The sequence below is a fragment of the Epilithonimonas zeae genome (assembly GCF_023278365.1).
In the GTDB taxonomy this organism is placed as follows: domain Bacteria; phylum Bacteroidota; class Bacteroidia; order Flavobacteriales; family Weeksellaceae; genus Epilithonimonas; species Epilithonimonas zeae_A.
Genome location: NZ_CP075338.1, coordinates 3,854,305 through 3,877,245, shown reverse-complemented (window position 1 = coordinate 3,877,245; position 22,941 = coordinate 3,854,305). Strand labels below are relative to the sequence as shown.

Sequence of the window (22,941 nt, the reverse complement as noted above, 5' to 3'; positions counted from 1 at the left end):
TGTAAGGTCTATGCAATAAACAATGATGCAATAGTCTGTGCATCGCTTCCGCTCATTGGCTCATCGTACGATGCAGAACCTGCCTTATCCCCAAAAGCAGTTGCTGTATTGAAGCCTGCCTGATTGGTATTTTGTTCTCCAGCATAGACTGGATTAGTAGCTGACGGCATATTACCACCATCAGCCAACTCTATCCAACCTTTGTTTGCTCTCATTCTTCTGACCTGAGAAGCATGTCTTGCTTCCACCGAATGGATTTGCAAAGCGGCGGTCAACACATCTTTGTTGGACATTACATTACCAGCCTGGCCTTTGTAAGCCCGCACTCCCGTATCTTCGAAAGCCTGAGCCAGAATCAAAAACTGGTTGTAATCTGTAAACGGCGAGAAATTGCCTTTTGCTGTAAAATCAAAGGTTGGTTTAGCACCAGGTGTTTGTCCTAAGGATGTTAAAGCACTCTTTAGAAAAGCAACGTGAGCAGTCTCGTGTTTTGAAATCTGTGAAAAAACGATTCTATCAGCATTTGGAATTAGCCCTGAAGTTGCTAATCCCATTCTGTAGTACTCATCCTCAAGGTATTCTAAAACCAAAGCCAATTGCAAAGCATCTGTTAATGTACTCTTGAAAGCAAATGATGATTCAGCTTTTGTGGTTTCGCCTTTTACAGGTGTTGTCATTAAGGCACCTAATCCTAAAGGAATTGCAGCCACTGCTGCTTTCTTCCCAAAGTTGGTAATATTTGTAATTGCATCTAATCTTGAAGCTTCTGCAGTAAAGAATTTGTCATCAGAAAGCTTATCTAATATTTTAAGAATGTTCATAATAATTGAATTTAAAAGATGAATAAATTAACCGATGTTTCTTTCTTTCCAGGTGAATGGTGTTTTGATAAATCCGCCCGCAGCCATCACAATATCTTTTGGTTCTTTTGCCAAATCCAACCCGTTAGCATCGATTACATCGTCTCCCGAGAAATCTGCCGAACCAGGTTTAATCAGGTTTCTGATGGCCGAAGCGTGTCTTGCTTCTACAGAAACTATTTTACCTGCAATCACAAGATAATCTGCATTGGTAATATATTTTCCTGCGCCGTTATAAGCTGCTACACCAGTATCCTCCAAAGCTTTTGCCGTTGCCAGCACTGAATTTCTATCACTAAAATTGACATTAGGATACTGGAATTCCAAAGTTGGAAGAATACTGTTCGGAGCAGCACCACCAATTGCCGCTTTGAAGAAATCTCTGTGGATTACCTCATGATGATACAAATCTGTAAAAAGTTCCTTTTCCACACTGGATATCCCTGAGTAAAAATTATTTACCACCTTGGTATAAAAATCTGCTTCCAGCTGTTCCAAAGCATAAGCATAATTAAGAACTCCGACATCACCTTTTCCAAGGTCGAAAACATTACCGTTGTTTCCACCAATGATCATATCATCATCGTTACATCCTACAAGCGTAAGTCCAGCAATAGCTAATCCTACACCACTCAATTTTAAAAAGTTTCTTCTTCCTGTATCTAGGGTTACTCCCTGATTGGATACATTAATCGTTTTTCTCATAATATTATTTTTTAGTATTTGGTATCTATTAAGAAATCAGAAAAGGCAGCATAAATATTACGCCGCCTTATCAACTACTTACGGCATCAAAACCGTATCAATCACATGGATCACACCATTGGACTGGTTAACATCAGCAATAGTCACTTTCGCGTCCATACCTTTAGCATCTCGCACATAAAGATCTTTACCTTTTGTCCAAAAAGTAACATCTTGTCCTTCTACTGTTTTCATCATTGCTTTTCCGTTGCCTGCTTTTACAGCAGCCCAGATTTGTTTCGCATTGTATTTTCCTGACAGTACGTGATAAGTCAGGATTTTTGTCAGCATCGTTTTATTTTCCGGTTTAACAAGATTTTCAACTGTTCCTTTTGGTAATTTTGAGAACGCTTCATCTGTTGGTGCCAAAACCGTAAATGGTCCTTTGCCTTCCAATGTTTCTACCAAACCCGCCGCTTTTACAGCAGCAACCAAAGTCTTGTGGTCTTTAGAATTCATTGCGTTTTCTATAATGTTTTTGGAAGGATACATTGCTGCTCCGCCCACCATTACTGTTTTTTCCTTCATTGTCTGTGCAGTAAGATTTCCACTAAAGGCGAATGATAAAGCCATCATTCCCAGCACTGCGATTTTTGATTGTTTGTTCATTTTAGTTTATTTTTTGATTAATATTATTCACTGATAAAATGATTTACGACAGCGATGGTCTTTTGGATTTAAAAAATTTCACATTTTATTTTAAATCATTGTTAATCAGGTGATTATTTTTAAATTAATTCAAAATACATTGATATTTTATTTAAAAAATTTTGAACAGATATAGATTATAATTAATGATTTAAAAATATTTTCACATTTTATTTATGTTGGCTTTTATTTTGTTACATTTGAATTACTAAATCGTCATTTATCAAAACAAACTATTCGGAAGAGCAACTTCTCGTCTTACTAAGAGAGAAAAACGAAAATGGTTTTCATCATTTGTATGATCACTATTCGGGTGCTTTGTATGGTGTTATCCTCCGAATTGTCTGCTCCAAAGAATATACTGAAGATGTTATCCAGGAAGTTTTTGTGAAAATTTGGAATTCGATTCATCAATATGATGCTTCGAAAGGTCGTTTTTATACCTGGATGATCAATATCGCCCGAAATACAGCAATTGATTATCTGAAGTCTAAAGGATTTCAGAATGAACTCAAAAACCAACCTCTGCCGGATTTCGTATATAACACTGCAGAACTTTCAACAACTAATGAAGAATCTGATTTTATCGGAATTAAAAATGTGTTGGAAACTCTTGAAACAGATAAGCAGGAATTGATTAATTTAGCCTATTATCAAGGATTCACTCAAAACGAAATATCTGAAAAGCTGAAAATACCTCTCGGCACTGTAAAAACCAAAATGAGGAACGCACTGATGAAGTTAAAGGACTTGCTAAAAGATTATCAATAAATTGAACACTAAAGAATACATATCATCCGGAATTATAGAATCTTATATTCTAGGTTTTGCTTCTCCCGAGGAAGCAGGTATTTTGGAGTGTGTGATGAAGAACAATGCTGAAGTAAAAGCGGCTTTCGAAGAAGCACAAAAAACATTGGAAGATCTCGCAACCGCTCAGGCTGTAAAACCTCCCACTGATTTGAAATCGAAGATTTGGAACAAAATTCAACAAGAACAAACTATTGAATCCAATCTTTCCGGAATCCCAACAGATATCAATGAGGTAAGAAATGAACCAGATCGTAAAATCAGAAAAATAAATAGCTGGAAGATTATCACTGTTGCGGCATCGCTTTTATTACTATTCAGTTTGGCAGCTAATCTTTTCTGGATGAATATCCAATCCAAAAACGAACAACAGATTGCTGAACTCCAATCCCAAAAAGAATCTCAGAATCTTGCGATGAAGGATTTGGAACAAAGATTAGATATATCCTCCAATCCTAATATGATCAAAATCGTATTGGCTGGTGTAGAAAAACATCCTGAATCTAAAGCTATTGTTTATTGGGATAAGGCGTCTAAAGATGTTTACCTCAGTGCAAATAGCCTCCCAAAAACAAAAGATGGTACTCAGTATCAGCTTTGGGCCATTGTAGATGGAAAACCTGTAAGTGCGGGAATGTATTCTGAAGATAAAGACAGCAAAATTGCACTATCTAATATTCCGAATGCTCAGGCATTTGCCATAACGCTTGAAAAAGAAGGCGGAAGCGCCGTTCCAACAATGGAAAATATGTTTGTGATTGGGAATATATAATTCATTTTAATACTCATTACCTTTTTACCAGCCGGTCTTCATAATATCTAATTCAGGTTTACTTTTACTTTCTAAAATTGAAATAGATTCCAATTGATTGCCATCCGGATCGTTGAAATAAACCGCTAAAGCGGGCATCCACGCGAAACCCATAGGGTTTATCCAAGCCATCTTTCAGAAAATTGTAAGGTTTTAGATTTTTGTTTTTGAGGAAATAACAGCAAGATTCAGGATATAATCTTTGTCTGCTGTGAAGGCGAAATGTCTGGTCTGTAATTTACTTCTACTCACACAAGCCGAGCATCGCTTCTTTATTTTTACCAATCCAACAAGAATTGATATAAATGATAGGCAGATTTTATGATTCTATATGTATTCTTATTAATTGTATATTTGAATTTAATAAGTTAAAACTAAACTATGGAAAATAATAAAGCTCCCATCTTCACAATGCTTGTTGTCGCTCTGATTGTTGGCTCAGCATTGTACAAACAAATCGATTTCAAAACAATGACTGTCGAAAAACCCGCTTTGGCTATTCTTTATACAGTCACGCTTTTGTTTGCGGCTTTTGTTTTGGTGAAAAATTTCAGAAAGAAGGCAGAGAAATAGAAGTATTACTGCATAAATTATCCATAACTTTATGAACAAAGAACTTTGGGACGAGATACTTCAGTTTGATTTTGACGATCCACCGAGTGAATATGGATTTACGACCCGTCTTGCCAATGAAAATTTCTGGACAGAGGCTTTTACAGAGTTGGCGATTCTGGAGTACAAAAAGTTTATGTATCTGGCAGCTACTTCTGAGATGATGGTTTCTCCATCTGAAATTGTAGATACGGTTTGGCATCAGCACTTGATTTTCACACAATCGTATCAAAACTTTTGTACTTTAATTGGTAAGCAAATCCAACACATTCCTTCGACACACAATAGAGCAGAATTTGAAAAATTCAGTCAGGCAAAAGAAAGAACTCAGAAACTATATTCTGATGTTTTTGGAGAGCAACCTAAAAGTATTTGGGACTATCCCGGTATGTTTGACAGCCTGAACCTTGAAAAAGCCAGATTCAAAATCAGAACTTTTTTGGTCTTTGGTATTCTTGGTTTCATTGCTCTTGTTGTACCTTTTTACTTTTTTTTGAAGCCTATTTATATTGAAATCAACAATCCTTATTTCGTCATTGGATTTATTAGTTTAAGTATTTTGACATTTGCCGGACTGGAATTTTATAATCGAATTAAACTTAAAAATATAACAAAAGGCTTCGATAAAAATTCTTTTATTTATCGGCTCGAGCCTTATGAATTGGTTTATTTAAAGACTCAAAGACTTGATAATATCATCAATGGAACTGTCAACGAATTAATTGATAGAAACATCATCTTCATCAACCCAGATAAAACCATTGATTTGTTGAAATCTAAAAAGCTTAATTCGCAAAAAGAGTTACAAGTAATCGCAACCTTGGAAGAATCAGGAAGGACACATTACACTGCTTTGTTAAGACAATTGATGAATAAACCTATATTCTCGAATACTGCAAAATGGGCTGATGCATTTCAAAAGTATATTATCAAATCGAAGAAATTCGGAAACTTGTTTTACACCAATTTTGTTATTTTAAATAGTTTATTATTGCTGGGTTTCATCCGATTAATAACCGGAATTCTGAGAGAAAAACCTGTCTTTCAAATTTTGATGATTACCGTAATTTTGATTGTTTTAATTATCTATTATCTGAACAGACTTACGAAACTGTTTTCCACCAAAACCATTCCTGATTTATACAAAACTGAGATTCTCCCAACAAGGCAGATCCAAGACGCTTGGCAATGGCAATATTTTCTCACAGGTGCTGCAGTTTTGACAGCCACTTTTATTCCAGTCATAAGTTACACAGAAAAGAACAATTATTTTGGAAATGATAGCGGTAGCAGTTCATCTTGCGGAAGCAGTTGTGGTAGTTCTTGCAGTAGCTGTGGTGGATGTGGTGGTGGAGATTAAAGTAAAATTAATTTTAAAATAGAAATCAATATATTTAAATAATGGAGACTGAAGAGCGTCACAATATTCCCAATTTGGGAAATCCAACTCCTTTTTCCCAAACCTATTTCCACGGAACAAAAGCTGACCTACAACTGGGACAACTGATAGAGCCTGGAAAAACCTCGAATTTTGGAAAGCGAAAAAACGCCAAGTATATTTTTCTCAGCGCTACATTAGATGCTGCTATTTGGGGTGCAGAACTAGCAGTTGGAGAAGGACGTGAAAGAATTTACCTCGTAGAACCAACAGGCGATATAGAAGACGATCCCGATCTGACGGATAGAAAATTCCCGGGTAATCCAACAAAATCCTACCGATCTACTTTACCTTTCAGAATTGTGGGAGAAGTCAGCATTTGGAAGGGTCACCCAAAAGAGCAGGTAGAAAGTATGAAAACGGCTTTGGCAAAACTAAAAGATGATGGCGTGGATTCTCTAAATGATGAATAATGCACGATTGATTTATTTCAAAACTTTAAACTTTATGAAATTAAAAAGTACAACAATGAAAAGAATCATTTTTCTTTTTATAATGATAGCGATCTTTATTTCAGGATTCGTTTTTTATCAGAAAAAAGCCCGTTACAATCTGGTGACCATCTCAGAAAATAAAGTTTATAACTCTGGTGTGGTTGCACCTGACAAATTACCAGAATTTCTAAAAGACCATAAAATAAAAACAGTTATCGACCTACGCGACGGTGAAGAACAGACCGAACTGAATCCCGAAACCAAAAAGCAGGTTGGTGCCGAAGAAAATGCTATAAATAAAATTTCCGACGTTAATTATTTCAACCTGCCAACAGACCAAATTCCACAAGATAGCACAGTTCAGAAGTTTCTGAAGATTATGGATGATAAGAAGAATTATCCTGTACTCATCCATTGTCATCACGGTGTTGGGCGTTCACGGTTATTCAGTTCTATCTACAGAATCGAGTATGAAAACTTCAGTAACGAAGATGCGAGAGCCAATGCCCGTTATCTATGGGAACTAAGTGGTAATTTTTCCAAAGGCTCTGAGAAAGGAAAGTATCTTTTGAATTATCACAAAAGGAAACATTAGTTTTCTGAACAATTTTGTTATTCAGAATATAATTTCAATAGTTGTCTATAACCAATCAATATGGCTGATTTGGAGATAAACCCAATGAATTGATTGTTGTTATCTACAACAGGCAAATTCCAAAAACCAGTATCATCAAAAATCTGTAATATTTCCTGTGCTTTATTTTCAGGATTGATGATTGCAGGTGGTGCTTTCATCATTTTACGGAGAGAAAGAGACTCGGTTTCTTTGCTGAAGAGATAAGGGCGAACGTCATCCAGATCCAGAATACCTTTCAGCTTTTTGTCATTATCAATCACAGCAAATGTATTTTTATTGCCGTTTTTTATCATCTCAAACAATTCTTCTACAGAAGCATTTTCATTAATTGTCTGAGATTCATAATCAATATAATCTTTGGTATTAAGCGAAAACAAAAGATTCTTATCGTGCTTGTTGGTAAAGATTTTACCTTCGTCTGCCAGAGATTTTAGTTCAGGAGAAATGGACGAAAATCGTTTTGCCATCAAATAAGATATTACCGAAACAATCATCAACGGAATGAACAAATCGTAACCAAAACTGGATTCGGCAATCAGGAAAATAGCGGTGAGTGGCGCATAGAGAACTCCGCTCATTGTACCTGCCATTCCGACTAAAACCAAATTGGTAACCGGAACTTCTTTGAAACCCAACTGCTCACAAACCACAGCGAAAAGAAACCCTGCTGTTCCTCCAGCAAATAAAGACGGCGCGAAGTTACCGCCGTTTCCACCACTAAAAATAGTGAATGGCGTAGCAAAAGCTTTCAGAATCAAAACTAAAACAAGAAAGACAATTACCGTAAGACTCTTGATTTCAAAATATCGGAACAAACTGTTTTCCATAATCTCAAGCGTCTCGCCATTGGTAAAGGCTTTAATCGTATCATAACCTTCGCCAAACAAAGGCGGAAACAAGACACAAAGTAATGATAAAACGGCGCCACCAAACATTGCTCTTCGCAAAGGTGACATCTTGAGTTTGTGTATAAAATGCTCAACTTTCTGAGATATTATTACAAAATATCTGGCATATAAACCTGTTACAATTCCTAAAATAAGATAATAAGGAACATTTTTATAATTGAAAGCTTCTCTTGTATAAAATCTAAACAGTACATCTTCCTGAAGTAATATTCTTGACAATAAACTCCCACAAACCGCCGCCACAACCAACGGAATAAAATCTGTAAAAACCACTCCTGTCAAAAGAATCTCAAAGGCGAACATAATACCTGCAATTGGTGCATTGAAAGCTGAAGCGATTCCGGCACTTGCTCCCGCAGCTAATAAAAGTGTTCTCTCTTTATAACTCAATCTGTAAGTTTGCGCGAAATTGGAACCAATCGCTGCGCCGGTAACGGCAATTGGACTTTCCAAACCAGCAGAACCTCCCAAACCAACGGTAATTGCACTTTGGATAATCTGAGAATACATCTTAACGGATGAAACGATGCTTGAATTTTGGGCAATCTCATAAAGAATTGCACCAATCCCTTTTCTATCCTGCCCTTTGAATATGGTCTGCACTATGACTGTCGTCAACACGATTCCTAAAAAAGGAAAAATAATGTAGAATAAAATCTGATACTCAAAGTGAACTTTGTGCGTGATGAAATAATGAATATTGTGAACCAAAGTTTTCAAAATCACACCCGCCAAACCAGCTGTGAGACCAACTAAAATACCTGAAAGAAGAAGAAACTGACTTCTGCTCATTCTGCTACTCAACCAATGGAGAACGATCTCATAGCTCCTCGCTTTCTCCAGTCCGTATTGCTGGAAATCTCTTTTGAATTTTAAAAAGCTGAGGTATTTTTTCTTGTTGTGAAGCTTCACTTTGGGAGTTTAAATGCAAATATACCAAATCAAAAGAAAACTTAATCTGCTTAACAAGAATACTTAAACCAAAAAATAATAACTATTTTAGCAATGCAAATTCAATAGAAGAATCAATACTACCAGAAGGACACGAAGGACTACAAGCGTAAAACCTTCATAATTAGAATCCCGATATACTGATATGATTGTTCATTTGTCCTTTCCAGCCAAACTGTTTTTGACTGGGAATCACTGTGGAAAGTGTAGAGACAACAAAATAATTTCGTTTAATATAAAAACGCGCAATGAAAAAAATAATTCTATTCAGCTTCCTTGTTTTGCTATTGAATTGTAACAAAGTGGAATCACCTAAACCTGAACAATCAGAAAATCCATTAAAAATTGATTCCAAGTCCAATGATAGTATTGCGCTTTGGCATTAACAAAGAAGCTTTATCAATGGAATGAAACAGAAAGTAAGGGTCAGGATTTTGATGTTTTATTAAAGAATGAAAATGATTCTGTCTATTCAGAAATTGATAAAACAGCCCATCAAAAACGATTGGAAGAATTAAGAAAAACCAATTTATTCACCGAAGATTTCATTAATAATTACAACAAAATCGCATTGAAAATTGATAAAGAAATGAAATCCGGCGCCTTGGTTTATAAAGTTGGAGAATTGCCACCCTACGGAAATGATGCAAATCCTTGGTGCAACTGCCAGGACAGACCAGATGATTTCCTTGATAAAATCTGGATTATGAATCTTAAGAACGAGGGTAAATCAGTTTCTTATAATTGGAGTTGGGGCGACGGAATGGTTTATAATCTGAAAGCTGTAAAAGAAAATAATCAGTGGAAAATCAATGCGATGGAAGGTTTTGATTACAATTCATTCGTTCGGAGTTTCCAACTTTCAAATGATTTTACCGGAAACTGGGAAAATGGATTGGTCATTCTTCATATCTCGGAAACCACTTTGAATTTTGAATATCATGGGCAATGCATGTACACCTACCCTATCAGGAAAATCAATTCTAATGAGTTTGAAATGATTTGGGCACGAGAAATGGATTGCAAATTTGATAATGGAACCAACAAAACCTTTGGTCTGAAAAAAGTTCCTGAAATTGGAAAACCTTTTGCCAAATACAAGCTGGAAAATAATCGACTCTCTGCTGAATATTATTATAAAGATTGGGTTAAAAAATATTCGCAGGAAGTACAGGAAGAAGTTTTTACACCAGAATATTCTAGAAAAAATGAAAATTATTAATCAAAAAAACCGCTCAATACAAGCGGTTTTATTTTGCAATTTATTTAAATATTTTCTGAGCAAATTCATAAAGGCAACGTCTCCAAGTCAGCCATTCGTGGTAAGTTCCGGCAGATTGGTATTGTTCGAACGGATATTTATTTTGATGTAAATAATTACTCAACAAATTATTATAATTGATAAAACGCTGGTCTTCTTTTTCGCCAATTCCCATAAAAAAGAAAGGCTTTGACTTCGACTTCAAAAGATTATCTATCGGCAACTCTTTGAAAGGTTGGCTTTCCGTTCCTTCATAAATCACCGGACTGAACGAACCAATCGCAGAAAATAAATCCGGATGATTAGCGCCAATCAACATCGCCTGATAACTTCCCCGCGAAAGCCCTGCAATGGCTTGTTTTTGAGTGGTTTTATATTTTTTATCGATGTACGGAATCAATTCCTGAACTACAATTTTGTCCAAATTTTTAGCAGAAAGGACTGTTCTTGGATAATCATCTGGTAATTTTTCCTGTTCAGGAGTCAAAGCAACGCCATAATCCATTACCACAATCATCTCTTTAGCTTTTCTTTCTGCAAAAAGATTATCCAGAATATTTTTGATATAACCTTGCTTTTCCCAACCTGTAATATCTTCGCCAGTCCCGTGATACAAGTATAAAACTGGAAATTTCTTCGTTCCGTAACTTGGCGGCAAATACACTTTGAAATTCCGTTTTCCATTCGTGATTTCAGAATCTAGATTGTCATCAACAATTTTTCCGTGCTTAACATTTTTTTCGAAGAAAAAATCTTCATTTGTAGGAACTTCAATTCCGCTTGTTGGTTGTCCGTAACCGAAATACAATTCTGTATTCGGGTCGTTAATTCGTTTTCCATCGACATTGAACCAATAGTAATGGAAACCAATTTCCAATGGAGAAGTTGAGATATTCCAAAAGCCTTCTTTACCTTTAGTTGTCGTAGATTTCACATTTTGCATTCCGTCGCCGCCTTCCAGAATTACAGATTTTGCGTCTGGAAAATAAACTTTGAACCGAGCCTTTCTATCATTATCAATTTTTGGAAATTCTTTACCAGATTTTGCTGTTGAAGATGTTTTATAATTCTGTGAAAATACAAGTGATGAACTTAAAGTAAGAACAGCAGTTATTATTTTAAATAGTTTCATTAATGTCAATTTGAATGGTTGAATTTAAGAATTCATTAATTCTTCAACAAAAAAACCGCCAACAAATGACGGTTTCTGTTTATATTTTTTGAGTTTTAATAAGTTCCTTCATCCTGAAGTTCTTTCGCCTGATATTCCTGAACCAGTTCTATCGCATTATGAATCACATCACTGAGCGCCGTGATAAAAGTACCTTCTTCTGCCAGACTCATTGCGTGTTTCAAAGCATCGATTTCTTTCGGGATACATTCGTAACTTACACTTTTGTCGATACTTTGGATACCTTCTATAATCAATCCATTGATTTCATCTTCCAGCCTGCCTCTCAAATGTTTTTCGTTTCTGATAATGATATGATCAAACATCCTTGCGGCAATCTTCCCACATTCGCGGATGTCATTATCCCGCCTATCTCCAACTCCAGAAATAATCCCGATTTTCTTATTGGATTCTATATTTTTAAGATAATCTTCAATCGCTTCATAACTCGCAGGATTATGCGCAAAATCAATCATCACTTTGAAGTTTTTGAATTTGAAAACATTCAGTCTGCCTGGTGTCAATTGCGCACTTGGAATGAACGTCGTCAAAGCTAAAGCAATATTCGGAATTTCGAAACCGTAAACGTAAGCGGCTAATGACGCAGCTAAAACATTCGCAATCATAAACTTCGCTTTCCCTTCCATTGTAATTGGGATATTCTTGACCCTTTCTATTCGGATTTTCCATTCGCCTTTTTTGATGGTTACAAAACCTTCTTCGTAAACGCAGGTAATTTTTCCTTCTTTCGCAAATTTCTTGATATGAGGATTATTTTCATCCAAACTGAAAAGTGCCACTTTGGAATGTAAATCGCCAGCTAATCGCATAGAATATTCATCATCTGCATTCAAAATACACCAGCCATCTTTTTTCACGCTATCCAGAACCACACGTTTTACCCTTGTCAGATCCTTGAGATTATGAATATCACTGATTCCAAGATGATCTTCTTTAATATTGGTTAAAACGCCAACATCACAAGTTCCAAAACCTAATCCGGAACGGAGAATTCCACCTCTGGCAGTTTCCAGAACAGCAAATTCTACCGTTGGGTCTTTCAGGATAAATTCTGCAGACATTGGTCCAGTGGTGTCACCTTTTTCAAGTAACGTATTTTGAATATAAATACCGTCTGAAGTTGTAAACCCTACTCTCTTACCATTGTTTTTAACAATGTGAGCAAGAAGTCTAGTCGTTGTAGTTTTACCATTAGTTCCAGTCACCGCAATAATCGGAATTCTGAATTCTTTTCCCGGTGGATAAAGCATATCAACAACCGGAGCCGCAACGTTTCTTGGCAACCCTTCACTTGGAGCCAAATGCATCCTGAATCCGGGTGCAGCATTCACTTCCAAAATGGCGCCGCCACTTTCTTTCAAAGGTTGCGTTAAATTTTCCGCCATAATATCGATCCCGCAAACGTCCAATCCAATAATTCTGGAAACACGTTCTGCCATTTGTATATTTTCCGGATGAATCATATCGGTCACATCAATCGATGTTCCTCCTGTAGAAAGATTTGCTGTTGATTTCAGATAGACGATTTCTCCTTTTTGTGGAACGGTTTCTAATGTATAATTGAGTTTTTCAAGAAGTTCGTTGGTGTCTTTATCAACATCAATTTCGGTTAAAACATTTTCGTGTCCGTAACCTCTTCTAGGATCAAGATTTTCTTTGTCGATTAATTCCTGAAGATTCAGTTCGCCATCACCGACAACGTGAGCAGGAACCCTTCTCGCCGCCGCAACCATTTTGTGATTAATGACTAAAACCCGAAAATCAAAACCTGTAATATATTTTTCTACAATAACTTTTCTGGAATATTTCTGAGCGTGCTCCAAACCGATAACAGCCGTTTCATAATCTTTAACATTGATGGATGCACCTTTTCCGTGATTGCCATCCAAAGGTTTCAGAACTAACGGATAACCTATTTTTCTGATAACCGCCTGCAAACCCTCCTCATCTGTCACCAGACCTCCGGAAGGAACAGGAATTGCAGCATCTTCCAGCATTTTTTTTGTGAGTTCTTTGTTACAGGCGATATCTACGGCTATACTGCTCGTGTTTCCTGTAATCGTGGCCTGAAAACGTTGTTGATTAATTCCATAACCCAATTGAACTAAAGAATTTTTACCCAATCTAATCCAAGGAATTCTTCTGGACGCCGCTTCCTCAACAATACTTCCTGTAGATGGACCTAATCGTTCTCTTTCTCGGATTTCTTTTAAAGTCTGAATACAAGAATTAATATCATAATCGGTTCCTGCGATGAGACTTTCTGCAATTTTCACTGCTTCTTCCGCAGCGAAAACGCCGGCTCTTTCTTCGATATAATTGAAAACAACATTGTAAGTTCCAGGTGTTTTGGTTTCTCTGGTTCTTCCAAAACCGACATCCATTCCTGCCAATGTCTGGATTTCCAACGCTATATGCTCGATCACGTGTCCCATCCAGGTTCCCATTTCTACACGTTTGAAAAATCCGCCTTCGGTTCCTTCAGAACATCTGTGAGAATACAATGATGGTAACAATTGCTCTATCCTTTCCCGGAAACCTTCAATTTTGTTGGTCGGCTGATGCTCTGTTTCCTCCAAATCCAAACGCATCTGAATGAGTTTTTTTCTTGTAATGCTCCAAATATTGGGACCTCTTAAAACTTGTATTTTTTCTATTTTCATATTTCTATTTCACTGATTTTAACTTATGATTTTACACTGAATTGCACGCAGCCCGACCTGAGTGGAGCTCATTTTTATTTTTTATCAAAAAATAAAAATAGCGGGAACGGAGGGCGGATAAAGCTGCCCAAATCTAATGCCGAACTAAAATGTCAAATCAAATACGCTTGCTAATTTGTAAATCGTTATTCTCTATTTTATCAAAGATAATGTAAAATCAAGAAAAATTGAAAATAATTATTCTGTTATAAAAGAAATTTGTTATTGATTCATCAGAATAATTAACAATTCATTAATCAACAAGCATTGTTTTCCGGAAATAAGTCCTTAATTATTAAAAGTTTAAATCTGATTTGTAGATTATTAAGCGATTAATATGAGGTTTATTCTGTAATGATTTATTATTTTTGTTAATATGAAATCAAAAGGAAAACTAGTCATCATTGGAGGCGCTGTAAACAAAGGTAGTTTTACGGAGACCAGTTTTGACCAAAATGTTGAAAAAAATCTTAACTTTTTTGAACGCGGAATCCTCCGAAAGATTATTGATGAATCGAAACTGAAAGAAGATTCTGTCATTGAAGTGATTACGACCGCATCTCAGATTCCTGACATTGTTGGTCCTGAATATAAAAAAGCGTTTGAATATCTTGGCGCAAAAAACTGTAATATTCTTGATATCCAAAATCGTGAACAAGCCAACAGCGACGCCATTGTTGCGAGAGCTAATGCGGCAGATGTTGTAATGTTCACTGGTGGCGACCAGCTTCGTTTAACATCAATTCTTGGTGGAACGAGATTTCACGATTCAATTTTGAACAAATACCAAAACGAAGATTTCATCTACGCAGGAACTTCTGCGGGAGCTGCTGCTGCATCGGAAAATATGATTTATCAAGGATCCAGCTCCGAGGCACTTTTGAAAGGCGAAATCAAAACGACTCAAGGTCTTGGCTTTATAGAAAATGTGATTATTGATACTCATTTTGTACAGCGAGGAAGAATCGGAAGATTATTTCAGGCGGTTGTGAACAATCCGAGAACTTTGGGAATTGGCCTTGGTGAAGATACAGGCTTGTTCATTGAAGAAGAAACGATGACGGCGATTGGTTCCGGTCTTGTGATTTTGGTGGACGGCCTTCAAATCAAAGATACAAACCTGACGAATGTAGAATTGGGGCAACCGATTTCTATCAAAAATCTGATTGTGGATGTGCTTTCTATGAATGATACATTCGATTTGAAAAGCCGGGAAATGACGATTGTTAATTCGCAATATAATCCGATTCCGCAGGTAAGCTCAGAATAATATAGATTTCTCACAGATTAAGCAAATTCAACAGATTAACATTTAAAATAATTCAGCAATCTGCTTAATCTGTGAGATTTTTTTTGAAAAAACTAATAAAATTTAAAATGAAAATAATCATCCACGGTGGATTTTTCTCAGAAAGCAGTCAAAGTAATGAAGTGAAAGTTGCCAAACAAAATTCATTAAAAGATATTGCGAAAAAATCCTATGAATTCTTAAAAGACAATTCTGCTTTTGATACGGTTGCTTATGCGGTTTCGCTGCTGGAAGATGATGAACTGTACAATGCCGGAATTGGTTCGCAAATCCAAAGTGACGGAATAATCCGAATGAGCGCTGCGATAATGAATGGCGAAACTCAGAAAATGAGTGGCGTGATTAATATTCAGGATGTAAAAAATCCGATTTTTGTTGCCAAAGAATTGATGAAAGAAGACGACCGCGTTTTGGGCGGCAACGGAGCCAAACAATATGCTAATCAACACGGTTTCGAAAACTTCTCAACGGAAATTCCTCAGCGAAGAAAAGAATACGAAGAGAAACTAAAAAACGGAGGAAAAGGAACTGTTGGCGCTGTTGCGATTGACAAACACGGAAAACTGGCTGTTGCAACTTCTACCGGTGGAAAAGGTTTTGAAATTTCTGGAAGAATCTCTGATTCGGCGACTGTTGCAGGAAATTTTGCCAATCAATTTTGTGCAATAAGTTGTACAGGTGTTGGAGAAGATATCGTGAGTAATGCGACTGCTGCTAAAATCGTAACCCGAGTAACCGACGGATTAACTATTGAAAATGCCTTTGACAGAACCTTTGAAGAACTGAAAGAAATTGATGGTTTTGCAGGCGCAATTGGGATTGATTCTGAAGGTAATATCTTCCATCAGGATTCTTATCCGACAATGGTTTTTGCTAGTTTTGATGGGATTGACTTTGAGGTTTTTGTGTAAGTTCCATAACTAATACCAACAATGCCCATCACATCAATTCAAATATTATTTTTCTGTCTAATTCCAATTGGTGTTTTTATTATGGTTAAAGGCATACAATTAATTAGAAAAGCTTTTAACGGAAAACTTCTTTTAGAAATCCCGTATTTGGACAAAAGTGGGCAATTTTCGATTACAAAAGAAGGCTACTTTTCAATTTGGCAGAAAGGACAAATGTTTAAAAGAACGCCAATTGACCAATTCAAATTACACATCTACGAAGAATCTACAAATGAGGAAATAAAATTAAGTTTTTCCCTACTGAGACCACAAACTAATAATTTTTCTACAGGAAGAATGGAACTTTATAGATTTCGCGCACCAATCGGAAATTATAAAATTGAATTTAAGGATGGCAGCAACATTTCGAAAATAGAAAGTATGATAGGAAGCATCATTCCTCTTCAACCAGTAGATTCATCAAAATATTTTATCGAAATAAGAGAATCTCATTCCCAAATTATAACATTAATAGCAATCCCGATGATTTTATTGGGTGTATTTGGAACTGTTGGAGGTTTAGTTTTAGGATTATTAGCAGATCAATTGATAAAATGATCAAAACAATCTATAAAAATCAAGAACTAAAAAGTGCAATCAGAATCGTTTGGCAGATTTCAGCAATCATATCTATATTAATATTGTTGCTTTTATTTCTCATTGATGATGTTAAACTTTTATCTATTTCGCCAACGTGTGAGTATCAAAAAGTTGGAAAAGAATGTTTGTTATGTGGTTCGACGAGAGCTTTTATAGAAATCAAACATTTTAATCTTGAAACCGCTTTTCATTTAAACCCATTCAGTATTTTTATTTTCGGATTATTAATCCTAAATTCAATTTTATTCTTAAACTATTTAAAAAATATAAAAACAAAACTATGAAAAAAGCAAGTCTAGTACTGGGAATCTTAGCCATCTTCGGGTTGTTGTTTGGATTTATTCCTTGTCTTGGAGCCTTTAACTGGATTAATATTCCGTTTGCAATGATAGGATTGGTAATCAGCATTGTGGCTTATGTACAGGAAGATAATTTACCAAAAGGCAATGCAACGGCTGGAATTATTATGTGTTCAGCCGCAGCGATTTTTGGATTTTTAAGATTGATAGTAGGTGGCGGAATTGTATAATTCTAATCACATCAAATAAAAAACCGCTATCTCTCGACAGCGGTTTCTTTATTTTATCATTAATTCATCATTATTCCAGCCAACCCATTTCCTTCATCCATTCATCGTTGTAGATTTTTCCTACATAACGGCTTCCGTGGTCGTGAAGCAGAACGACAATCACGTCGTCTTTTGTAAACTGGTCTTTCATTTGGACCAAAGAAGACATCGCACTTCCTGCAGAATAGCCACAGAAAATCCCTTCTTCTTTTGCCAGTTTTCTTGCGTAGATTGCACCATCTTTATCAGTCACTTTTTCAAAATGGTCAATCACACTCATATCATAATTCTCAGGAAGAATATCTTCGCCGATTCCTTCAGTAATATAAGTGTAAGCGTGGTTCAAGTGAATCTCTCCTGTCTCGTGGATTTCTTTCAGAATTGAACCATAAGTATCAACGCCAATAACTTTAATATTTGGATTTTTCTCCTTGAAGAATTTTCCACAGCCTGTAATTGTTCCGCCTGTTCCGGCGCCTACTACGAAATGCGTCAGTTTTCCTTCCGTCTGTTCCCAGATTTCCGGTGCTGTACTTTCGTAATGTGCTTGTCTGTTGGACAAATTATCGTATTGGTTCACATACCAACCGTTCTCTGTTTCAGTTGCCAGTCTTTTGGAAACCGAATAGTAAGAACGCGGATCTGTCGGTTTCACATCTGTCGGGCAAACAATCACTTCTGCACCAACTGCACGCAGGATGTCGCATTTTTCTTTGGATTGTTTGGAATTGGTCACGAAAATGCATTTGTAACCTTTCTGAATTGCCACCAAAGCCAAGCCCATTCCCGTGTTTCCGGAAGTTCCTTCGATGATTGTTCCGCCAGGTTTCAGACGTCCGTCTTTTTCAGCATCTTGTATCATCTTAAGCGCCATTCTGTCTTTCACAGAATTTCCGGGATTGGTCGTTTCCACTTTTGCCAAAACCAAAGCTGGAAAATCCTCTCCCAAGACTTTATTGATTTTAACCAAAGGTGTGTTACCAATCGTTTCAACTATATTATTGTAATATTTCATATTCTATTATTTTAATTAAGGCTATTATCCTCTCGCTCTTTCTAAAAGAACCATCATCAGAAAACTCAAAACAACAAGAGATTCGTCTTCGTCATCAATATCAATTAATCTTTCTAATTGGAATCTCCTCCCAACCAAAGAAGGCATTTTTTTCAGTCTGAAGTATTCTTTACCCGCATTATCTTTCACGGTGTAAGAAGGATTCAGAAAATAACCCGTGAACAATCCTATAATCGGAATCTCGCCAATGAAACTGTCAAAAACCTTTACCCAGCCATTGTCTTCATTGATTTGATATTTCGGTTGATCATTTTCATCGATGATATCATACCGGGATTTCCAGAGAGAACGAACCCCTTTTCTTGCCAGTCTTCCGAATTTTTTACCATTAACCAAATCCGTCATCAAATAAGATGCGTTGAAATCAATCCATTGGTTCGCCTTGATATTGAATAATTCCTTTAATTTACTTTCATCATTGAAAACAATTACATCTTCCTTCAGCTTAAACATTTTCTGACGAACATAAGCAACATAATTCCCGTTTCTGTCCGTAATGTTAAAGTCGCTGGCCAATGTGGTGATCTTGAATTTAAAATCAAGTGGATAATTAAGGTTTTTTAGTATCATTTAAGTATTTTTTCAAGTATTTAAATCTATAAAAATTAATTAACTGTATTTAATAGCCTTTAATGGTGAGATTCTACTGATCAAATAACTTGGTAAAATCATTGCGATGCCCGATACGATAAAAATCCCGACAGAAATCGAAATGATGTATAACGGGTTAAGATCTACCGGAACTGTACTGATGAAGTAATTTTCCGGGTCAAGCTTTATAATTCCTGTATATTTTTGGATCAACAGCAATCCGATTCCTATCACATTTCCTGCCAACAATCCAGGAATCATTATAATTAATGTATAATTAATAAAAATGGATCTGATCTGCGCATTAGAAGCTCCGAATGTTTTCAAAAGCCCTATGGAGTTTGTTCTCTCGATAATCAAAATGAGTAAAACCATAATGATATTAATGACTACAACAATCAGCATAATGGCAATAATCAAAGAAATATTCTGATTGAAAATATTGACCCAATCCAAAATCTGTGGGTATTTTTCCGTTACTTTTTCTGCATAATTTTTATATCCAATATATTTTTCGATTTGAGGAAAAGTAGAATCGATTTCACTCGTATCATCCAGGAAAATATCAAGTCCGCCAACTTCTTTATCATTCATATTCATTACTTTGCGGACGTGATTGATATCGCCAATCATATAAAGATCATCAACCAGTTTGATATCTGTTTTGTAAATCCCTTTAATCAGAAATTTTCTGTAAATCGGTTTTTGGTCTTCTTTTGAAAAGATGGCAACAATACTGTCGTTCGCTTTGAGTGAAAGGTCGCTGGCGATTTTTTCTGATAAAATAACCTCGTTATTATAACCGTCTTCTTTATAATCCGGAATCGAACCCGAAATCATAAACGGTTGGAATCTCTCCTTATCGAAATCTTTTCCAACACCTTTCAGAATGATGCCCGCAAAATTATTTTCAGTTCTTAGGATTCCACTTACCGATGCATAAGATTGTAAACCAGCAACGCCAGGAATAGCTTTTACAGAATTGGTATCCAATCCTTTTGCATCCAAAACAGAAGAATTATAAGAAGAATTGGAACGCGTCGATTTTACAGAAATATCCCCGCTGAAATTGGAAATTCTATCTTCGATAGCTTTTTTGGAACCGAGACCTGTGGAGATTGTAATCAGCGAAACAATGATGCCCAAAGCAACAGAAAGCCTGCCGATGTAGACAATCACTTTGGAGAGATTATTTTTGTTATCTTTGGAAAACGCTATCTTTTTCGAGAAATATAACGGAAAATTCAAATCAATGATTTTAAGCTTCAAAAATAAAACTTTAGTTTTTATCCTGCTAATTTATTTTAGTTCAATACCATTTATTAAGTCTCAAGATCAATCCAAAGACTGTTTTGCAACCGCTGCTGACAGACCGGAATTATATCTTTCCTTACTTAAAAATAAAAACGTTATTGTCGCTGCCAACCAAACCAGTCTTCTGAAAAACAAAAAACATTTGGTTGATTTTTTGGTTGAAAATAATGTAAAAATTAAATCTATTTTTGCGCCTGAACACGGATTTCGAGGTGTTGCCGATGCTGGTGAAGATGTAAAAAGCGGTGTAGATACAAAAACCGGATTACCGATTATTTCACTCTATGGTCCAAATAAAAAACCAAAAGCCGAATACCTGAAAGATGCTGATGTTATTTTATTTGATATTCAGGATGTTGGAGTACGATTTTACACTTATATCTCGACACTATCTTATATTATGGAAGCTGCCGCTGAAAATAATGTAGAAGTGATTGTCCTAGACAGACCAAATCCACACGACGGTTACACCGATGGACCAATGATGAAAAATCAATGGAAAAGTTTTATTGGACTTCACAATGTTCCTGTTGTTTACGGTTTAACAATTGGAGAATACGGAAAAATGGTGAATGGAGAAAAGTGGCTGAAAAATGGAGTGACAGCAAAATACACGCTGATCCCAATGCTTAATTACCACAAACAACAGCGTTACGGCGTTTCTGACAAACCTTCTCCAAATCTTCCTAATGATAAATCCATCAATCTTTATCCGAGTCTCTGTTTTTTTGAAGGAACGCAGGTTTCTGTAGGAAGAGGAACAGATTTACCATTCCAAATCTACGGTTCGCCGTGGACAAAAGATTTCCAATATCAATTCACGCCAAAACCAACCGAAGGTGCAAAAGATCCTTTCTTGAATGGGAAATTATGTTATGGTGAAAATCTGAGTCAATACTCTCAAGACTTAAGACAAATAAATCTTGAATGGCTTTTGAAATCCTACAAAAATTATAAAAATCCTCAGCAGGATTTCTTTCTGAAAAACCTTTTCTTTGACAAATTAGCCGGAAGTGATGAACTTAGAAAGCAAATCATTGCTGGAAAATCTGAAAAAGAAATTAAAGATAGCTGGAAGAAAGATCTTGATAATTTTGAAAAAATAAGACAGAAATATATTGTCTATCCAAACTAAAAAAAACCTCGCAAGTTGCGAGGTTGTTTATTTTATATAATTCTGGATTTGGATTAAAATTTATAACCTAAACCAAGATTAAAATAATTAGCTTTTAATGCATATCCTGAAGGCGCATCTTTGAGATGATTATTTACCTGGAAAGAATATCTTGCTTCAGCAAATAAGCTAGACGTAAAATCAAAACCTGCTCCGACTGCCAGTCCAAAATTTGTTTTATTATAAAAATTTTCATAACCCGCCGGTGTATCTTCCAAATCAAATAAAAACTGGGGACCAAATTGAAAATTCAATTTTGGAATAGCGTAATATTTTAACATCACAGGAATTTGCAACCCACTTCCATCGCTAATATTAGCATAGTTAACCGCAGGCTGAATCGCAAAACTTCCAAACTTAATTTCTACCAAAGCTCCAACATAAAATCCTGTAGAAGAATCTGTCTCACTATAACCAGGGACTTTTGCTTTTGCAAATCCTGTCAGCATACCTGCGTTAAGCCCAAACTTAGCCGACTGAGCATTCATAGCTCCGAAAAGTGCAATTGCACCAACTAAAAATAGTTTTTTCATTGTTATTAATTTTAAGTCTGCAATTTTAAGAAAATTTTAACAAAAATCAAAATTAGTTATTTTATAAAAATTTGATTTTCCTATTGGATTAAAGACTTATATTTCAATAAAAAAACCTCGCAAGTTGCGAGGTTTTTTTATTATTATAATTCGATATTATTTTGTACCGAAGTTTTTAGAAATACCTACAGTAACTCCTTTTCCGAAACTAAAACCAAATGCATTAGTTTTGAAGTCAGAATCTTTTATTTTGCTAGTTTCATAACCTAAACCACCAATGTTGAAGTTCAATCCAAAAGAGTTCTTAAAGTTAATAAACAAATTTGGAGTAAACATTACACCAAAACCTGTAGTTTTGTTTGTGGAAGAAAAATTTCCAGGCGCATTAGTAGAGTAAGTTGCTTTACCATTACTTGCATAAACATCTAATTCTCCAAATACTGCAAAAGTTTCACTTAATGGTTGAGTGTATCTACCAAATACACCGTAAGTAAAATTATTTATTTTTTCCGTTCCCTCATAAGAAGTGCCAGAAATTTGCTCTGTAACTTTCCCTGTGCCAACTCCTAATTTAACACCAGCAGTCCAATTATCTGTAAATTGGTAACCAACTCTTGGGTTGAAGTTAAATGTATTGCTTTCACTAGTTGTTGTAGAGCCGAATTTGTCTTTTGAAGTTAGTAAAGAAATATCACCACCAACAAGGATAGTATTCTTTTGAGCATTCATACCTCCGAAAAGTGCAATTGCACCAATAACTAATAATTTTTTCATTGTTTGTTAAATTTTAGGGTGCAAAAGTATTAAAATTTATTAATA

General features: G+C 35.8%; 25 protein-coding genes. 13 read left to right on the top strand and 12 right to left on the bottom strand.

Translation table 11 applies throughout. The features are described from left to right. Positions 1–8 precede the first annotated feature (8 nt). The 3 genes from KI430_RS17695 to KI430_RS17685 all read right to left on the bottom strand — a co-directional run bounded on the left by KI430_RS17695 (position 9) and on the right by KI430_RS17685 (position 2,213). On the bottom strand, positions 9–821 hold the full coding sequence (locus KI430_RS17695) for a ferritin-like domain-containing protein (protein WP_248876199.1): 813 nt from the start codon (positions 819–821) through the stop codon (positions 9–11). A 27-nt stretch (positions 822–848) separates the two neighbouring features. Further along, entirely contained in the window at positions 849–1,565 is a 717-nt protein-coding gene (locus KI430_RS17690) for a ferritin-like domain-containing protein (protein ID WP_248876198.1), read from the bottom strand. Positions 1,566–1,643: 78 nt separating this feature from the next. Then, on the bottom strand, positions 1,644–2,213 hold the full coding sequence (locus KI430_RS17685) for a fasciclin domain-containing protein (RefSeq protein WP_248876197.1): 570 nt from the start codon (positions 2,211–2,213) through the stop codon (positions 1,644–1,646). 333 nt (positions 2,214–2,546) lie between these two features. Between KI430_RS17685 and KI430_RS17680 the strand changes: the two genes are divergently transcribed. Then, a complete protein-coding gene (locus tag KI430_RS17680; protein WP_120213776.1) occupies positions 2,547–3,023 on the top strand; it encodes an RNA polymerase sigma factor in 477 nt (158 codons plus the stop codon). A 1-nt stretch (position 3,024) separates the two neighbouring features. Next, positions 3,025–3,834, top strand: coding sequence for an anti-sigma factor domain-containing protein (locus KI430_RS17675; protein ID WP_248876196.1), 810 nt, complete (start codon positions 3,025–3,027; stop codon positions 3,832–3,834). A 24-nt stretch (positions 3,835–3,858) separates the two neighbouring features. Here the strand turns inward: KI430_RS17675 and KI430_RS17670 are convergent, their stop codons facing one another. Next, complete coding sequence (locus KI430_RS17670; protein WP_248876195.1) at positions 3,859–4,005, bottom strand: hypothetical protein; 147 nt, start codon at positions 4,003–4,005, stop codon at positions 3,859–3,861. 249 nt (positions 4,006–4,254) lie between these two features. On the opposite strand from KI430_RS17670, the gene KI430_RS17665 reads away from it, so the two are divergent. Genes KI430_RS17665 through KI430_RS17650 form a run of 4 tightly spaced genes read left to right on the top strand, consistent with a single transcriptional unit; the run spans position 4,255 to position 6,952 of the window. Further along, positions 4,255–4,446, top strand: coding sequence for a hypothetical protein (locus KI430_RS17665; RefSeq protein WP_248876194.1), 192 nt, complete (start codon positions 4,255–4,257; stop codon positions 4,444–4,446). 31 nt (positions 4,447–4,477) lie between these two features. After that, positions 4,478–5,845 (top strand): DUF1399 domain-containing protein, encoded by a 1,368-nt coding sequence (locus KI430_RS17660; RefSeq protein WP_248876193.1) that lies wholly within the window; start codon positions 4,478–4,480, stop codon positions 5,843–5,845. Positions 5,846–5,886: 41 nt separating this feature from the next. Further along, the gene (arr, locus tag KI430_RS17655) at positions 5,887–6,336 is read left to right on the top strand and encodes an NAD(+)--rifampin ADP-ribosyltransferase (RefSeq protein ID WP_248876192.1); all 450 of its coding nucleotides are present in this window, start codon (positions 5,887–5,889) and stop codon (positions 6,334–6,336) included. A 55-nt stretch (positions 6,337–6,391) separates the two neighbouring features. Then, entirely contained in the window at positions 6,392–6,952 is a 561-nt protein-coding gene (locus tag KI430_RS17650) for a dual specificity protein phosphatase family protein (RefSeq protein WP_248876191.1), read from the top strand. 17 nt (positions 6,953–6,969) lie between these two features. Here KI430_RS17650 and KI430_RS17645 read toward each other — a convergent pair whose 3' ends face one another. Then, a complete protein-coding gene (locus tag KI430_RS17645) occupies positions 6,970–8,814 on the bottom strand; it encodes a chloride channel protein (RefSeq protein ID WP_248876190.1) in 1,845 nt (614 codons plus the stop codon). Positions 8,815–9,229: 415 nt separating this feature from the next. On the opposite strand from KI430_RS17645, the gene KI430_RS17640 reads away from it, so the two are divergent. After that, complete coding sequence (locus KI430_RS17640) at positions 9,230–10,075, top strand: hypothetical protein (protein WP_248876189.1); 846 nt, start codon at positions 9,230–9,232, stop codon at positions 10,073–10,075. Positions 10,076–10,115: 40 nt separating this feature from the next. Here KI430_RS17640 and KI430_RS17635 read toward each other — a convergent pair whose 3' ends face one another. After that, the gene (locus KI430_RS17635; RefSeq protein WP_248876188.1) at positions 10,116–11,246 is read right to left on the bottom strand and encodes an alpha/beta hydrolase-fold protein; all 1,131 of its coding nucleotides are present in this window, start codon (positions 11,244–11,246) and stop codon (positions 10,116–10,118) included. A gap of 95 nt (positions 11,247–11,341) precedes the next feature. Further along, positions 11,342–13,969 (bottom strand): cyanophycin synthetase, encoded by a 2,628-nt coding sequence (gene cphA, locus KI430_RS17630; RefSeq protein WP_248876187.1) that lies wholly within the window; start codon positions 13,967–13,969, stop codon positions 11,342–11,344. Between the two features lie 415 nt (positions 13,970–14,384). Between cphA and KI430_RS17625 the strand changes: the two genes are divergently transcribed. The 5 genes from KI430_RS17625 to KI430_RS17610 all read left to right on the top strand — a co-directional run bounded on the left by KI430_RS17625 (position 14,385) and on the right by KI430_RS17610 (position 17,396). Further along, a complete protein-coding gene (locus KI430_RS17625) occupies positions 14,385–15,278 on the top strand; it encodes a cyanophycinase (RefSeq protein ID WP_248876186.1) in 894 nt (297 codons plus the stop codon). A 107-nt stretch (positions 15,279–15,385) separates the two neighbouring features. After that, on the top strand, positions 15,386–16,228 hold the full coding sequence (locus KI430_RS17620) for an isoaspartyl peptidase/L-asparaginase (protein WP_248876185.1): 843 nt from the start codon (positions 15,386–15,388) through the stop codon (positions 16,226–16,228). A gap of 81 nt (positions 16,229–16,309) precedes the next feature. Beyond that, entirely contained in the window at positions 16,310–16,825 is a 516-nt protein-coding gene (locus tag KI430_RS17615) for a hypothetical protein (RefSeq protein ID WP_248876184.1), read from the top strand. Beyond that, positions 16,822–17,151 carry a DUF2752 domain-containing protein gene (locus KI430_RS18145; protein ID WP_410744661.1) on the top strand — a complete coding sequence of 110 codons (330 nt, stop codon included), beginning with the start codon at positions 16,822–16,824 and terminating at the stop codon, positions 17,149–17,151. The genes KI430_RS17615 and KI430_RS18145 overlap by 4 nt, the downstream gene beginning before the upstream one ends. Beyond that, entirely contained in the window at positions 17,148–17,396 is a 249-nt protein-coding gene (locus KI430_RS17610; protein ID WP_248876183.1) for a hypothetical protein, read from the top strand. Before KI430_RS18145 ends, KI430_RS17610 begins: the two co-directional genes overlap by 4 nt. A 70-nt stretch (positions 17,397–17,466) precedes the next feature. On the opposite strand, the gene KI430_RS17605 is transcribed toward KI430_RS17610, so the two are convergent. The 3 genes from KI430_RS17605 to KI430_RS17595 are packed head-to-tail and all read right to left on the bottom strand — an operon-like array spanning position 17,467 to position 20,349. After that, entirely contained in the window at positions 17,467–18,450 is a 984-nt protein-coding gene (locus tag KI430_RS17605) for a PLP-dependent cysteine synthase family protein (RefSeq protein ID WP_248876182.1), read from the bottom strand. Between the two features lie 24 nt (positions 18,451–18,474). Then, positions 18,475–19,080: a hypothetical protein gene (locus KI430_RS17600; protein WP_248876181.1), complete on the bottom strand. Its 606-nt coding sequence runs from the start codon at positions 19,078–19,080 to the stop codon at positions 18,475–18,477. Between the two features lie 39 nt (positions 19,081–19,119). Continuing rightward, on the bottom strand, positions 19,120–20,349 hold the full coding sequence (locus KI430_RS17595; protein ID WP_248876180.1) for an ABC transporter permease: 1,230 nt from the start codon (positions 20,347–20,349) through the stop codon (positions 19,120–19,122). A 4-nt stretch (positions 20,350–20,353) separates the two neighbouring features. On the opposite strand from KI430_RS17595, the gene KI430_RS17590 reads away from it, so the two are divergent. Beyond that, entirely contained in the window at positions 20,354–21,550 is a 1,197-nt protein-coding gene (locus tag KI430_RS17590) for an exo-beta-N-acetylmuramidase NamZ domain-containing protein (protein WP_248876179.1), read from the top strand. A gap of 53 nt (positions 21,551–21,603) precedes the next feature. Here KI430_RS17590 and KI430_RS17585 read toward each other — a convergent pair whose 3' ends face one another. Both KI430_RS17585 and KI430_RS17580 read right to left on the bottom strand, forming a co-directional pair. Continuing rightward, positions 21,604–22,122 (bottom strand): porin family protein, encoded by a 519-nt coding sequence (locus tag KI430_RS17585; protein WP_248876178.1) that lies wholly within the window; start codon positions 22,120–22,122, stop codon positions 21,604–21,606. Between the two features lie 156 nt (positions 22,123–22,278). Further along, on the bottom strand, positions 22,279–22,896 hold the full coding sequence (locus KI430_RS17580; protein WP_248876177.1) for an outer membrane protein: 618 nt from the start codon (positions 22,894–22,896) through the stop codon (positions 22,279–22,281). Positions 22,897–22,941: the final 45 nt, after the last annotated feature.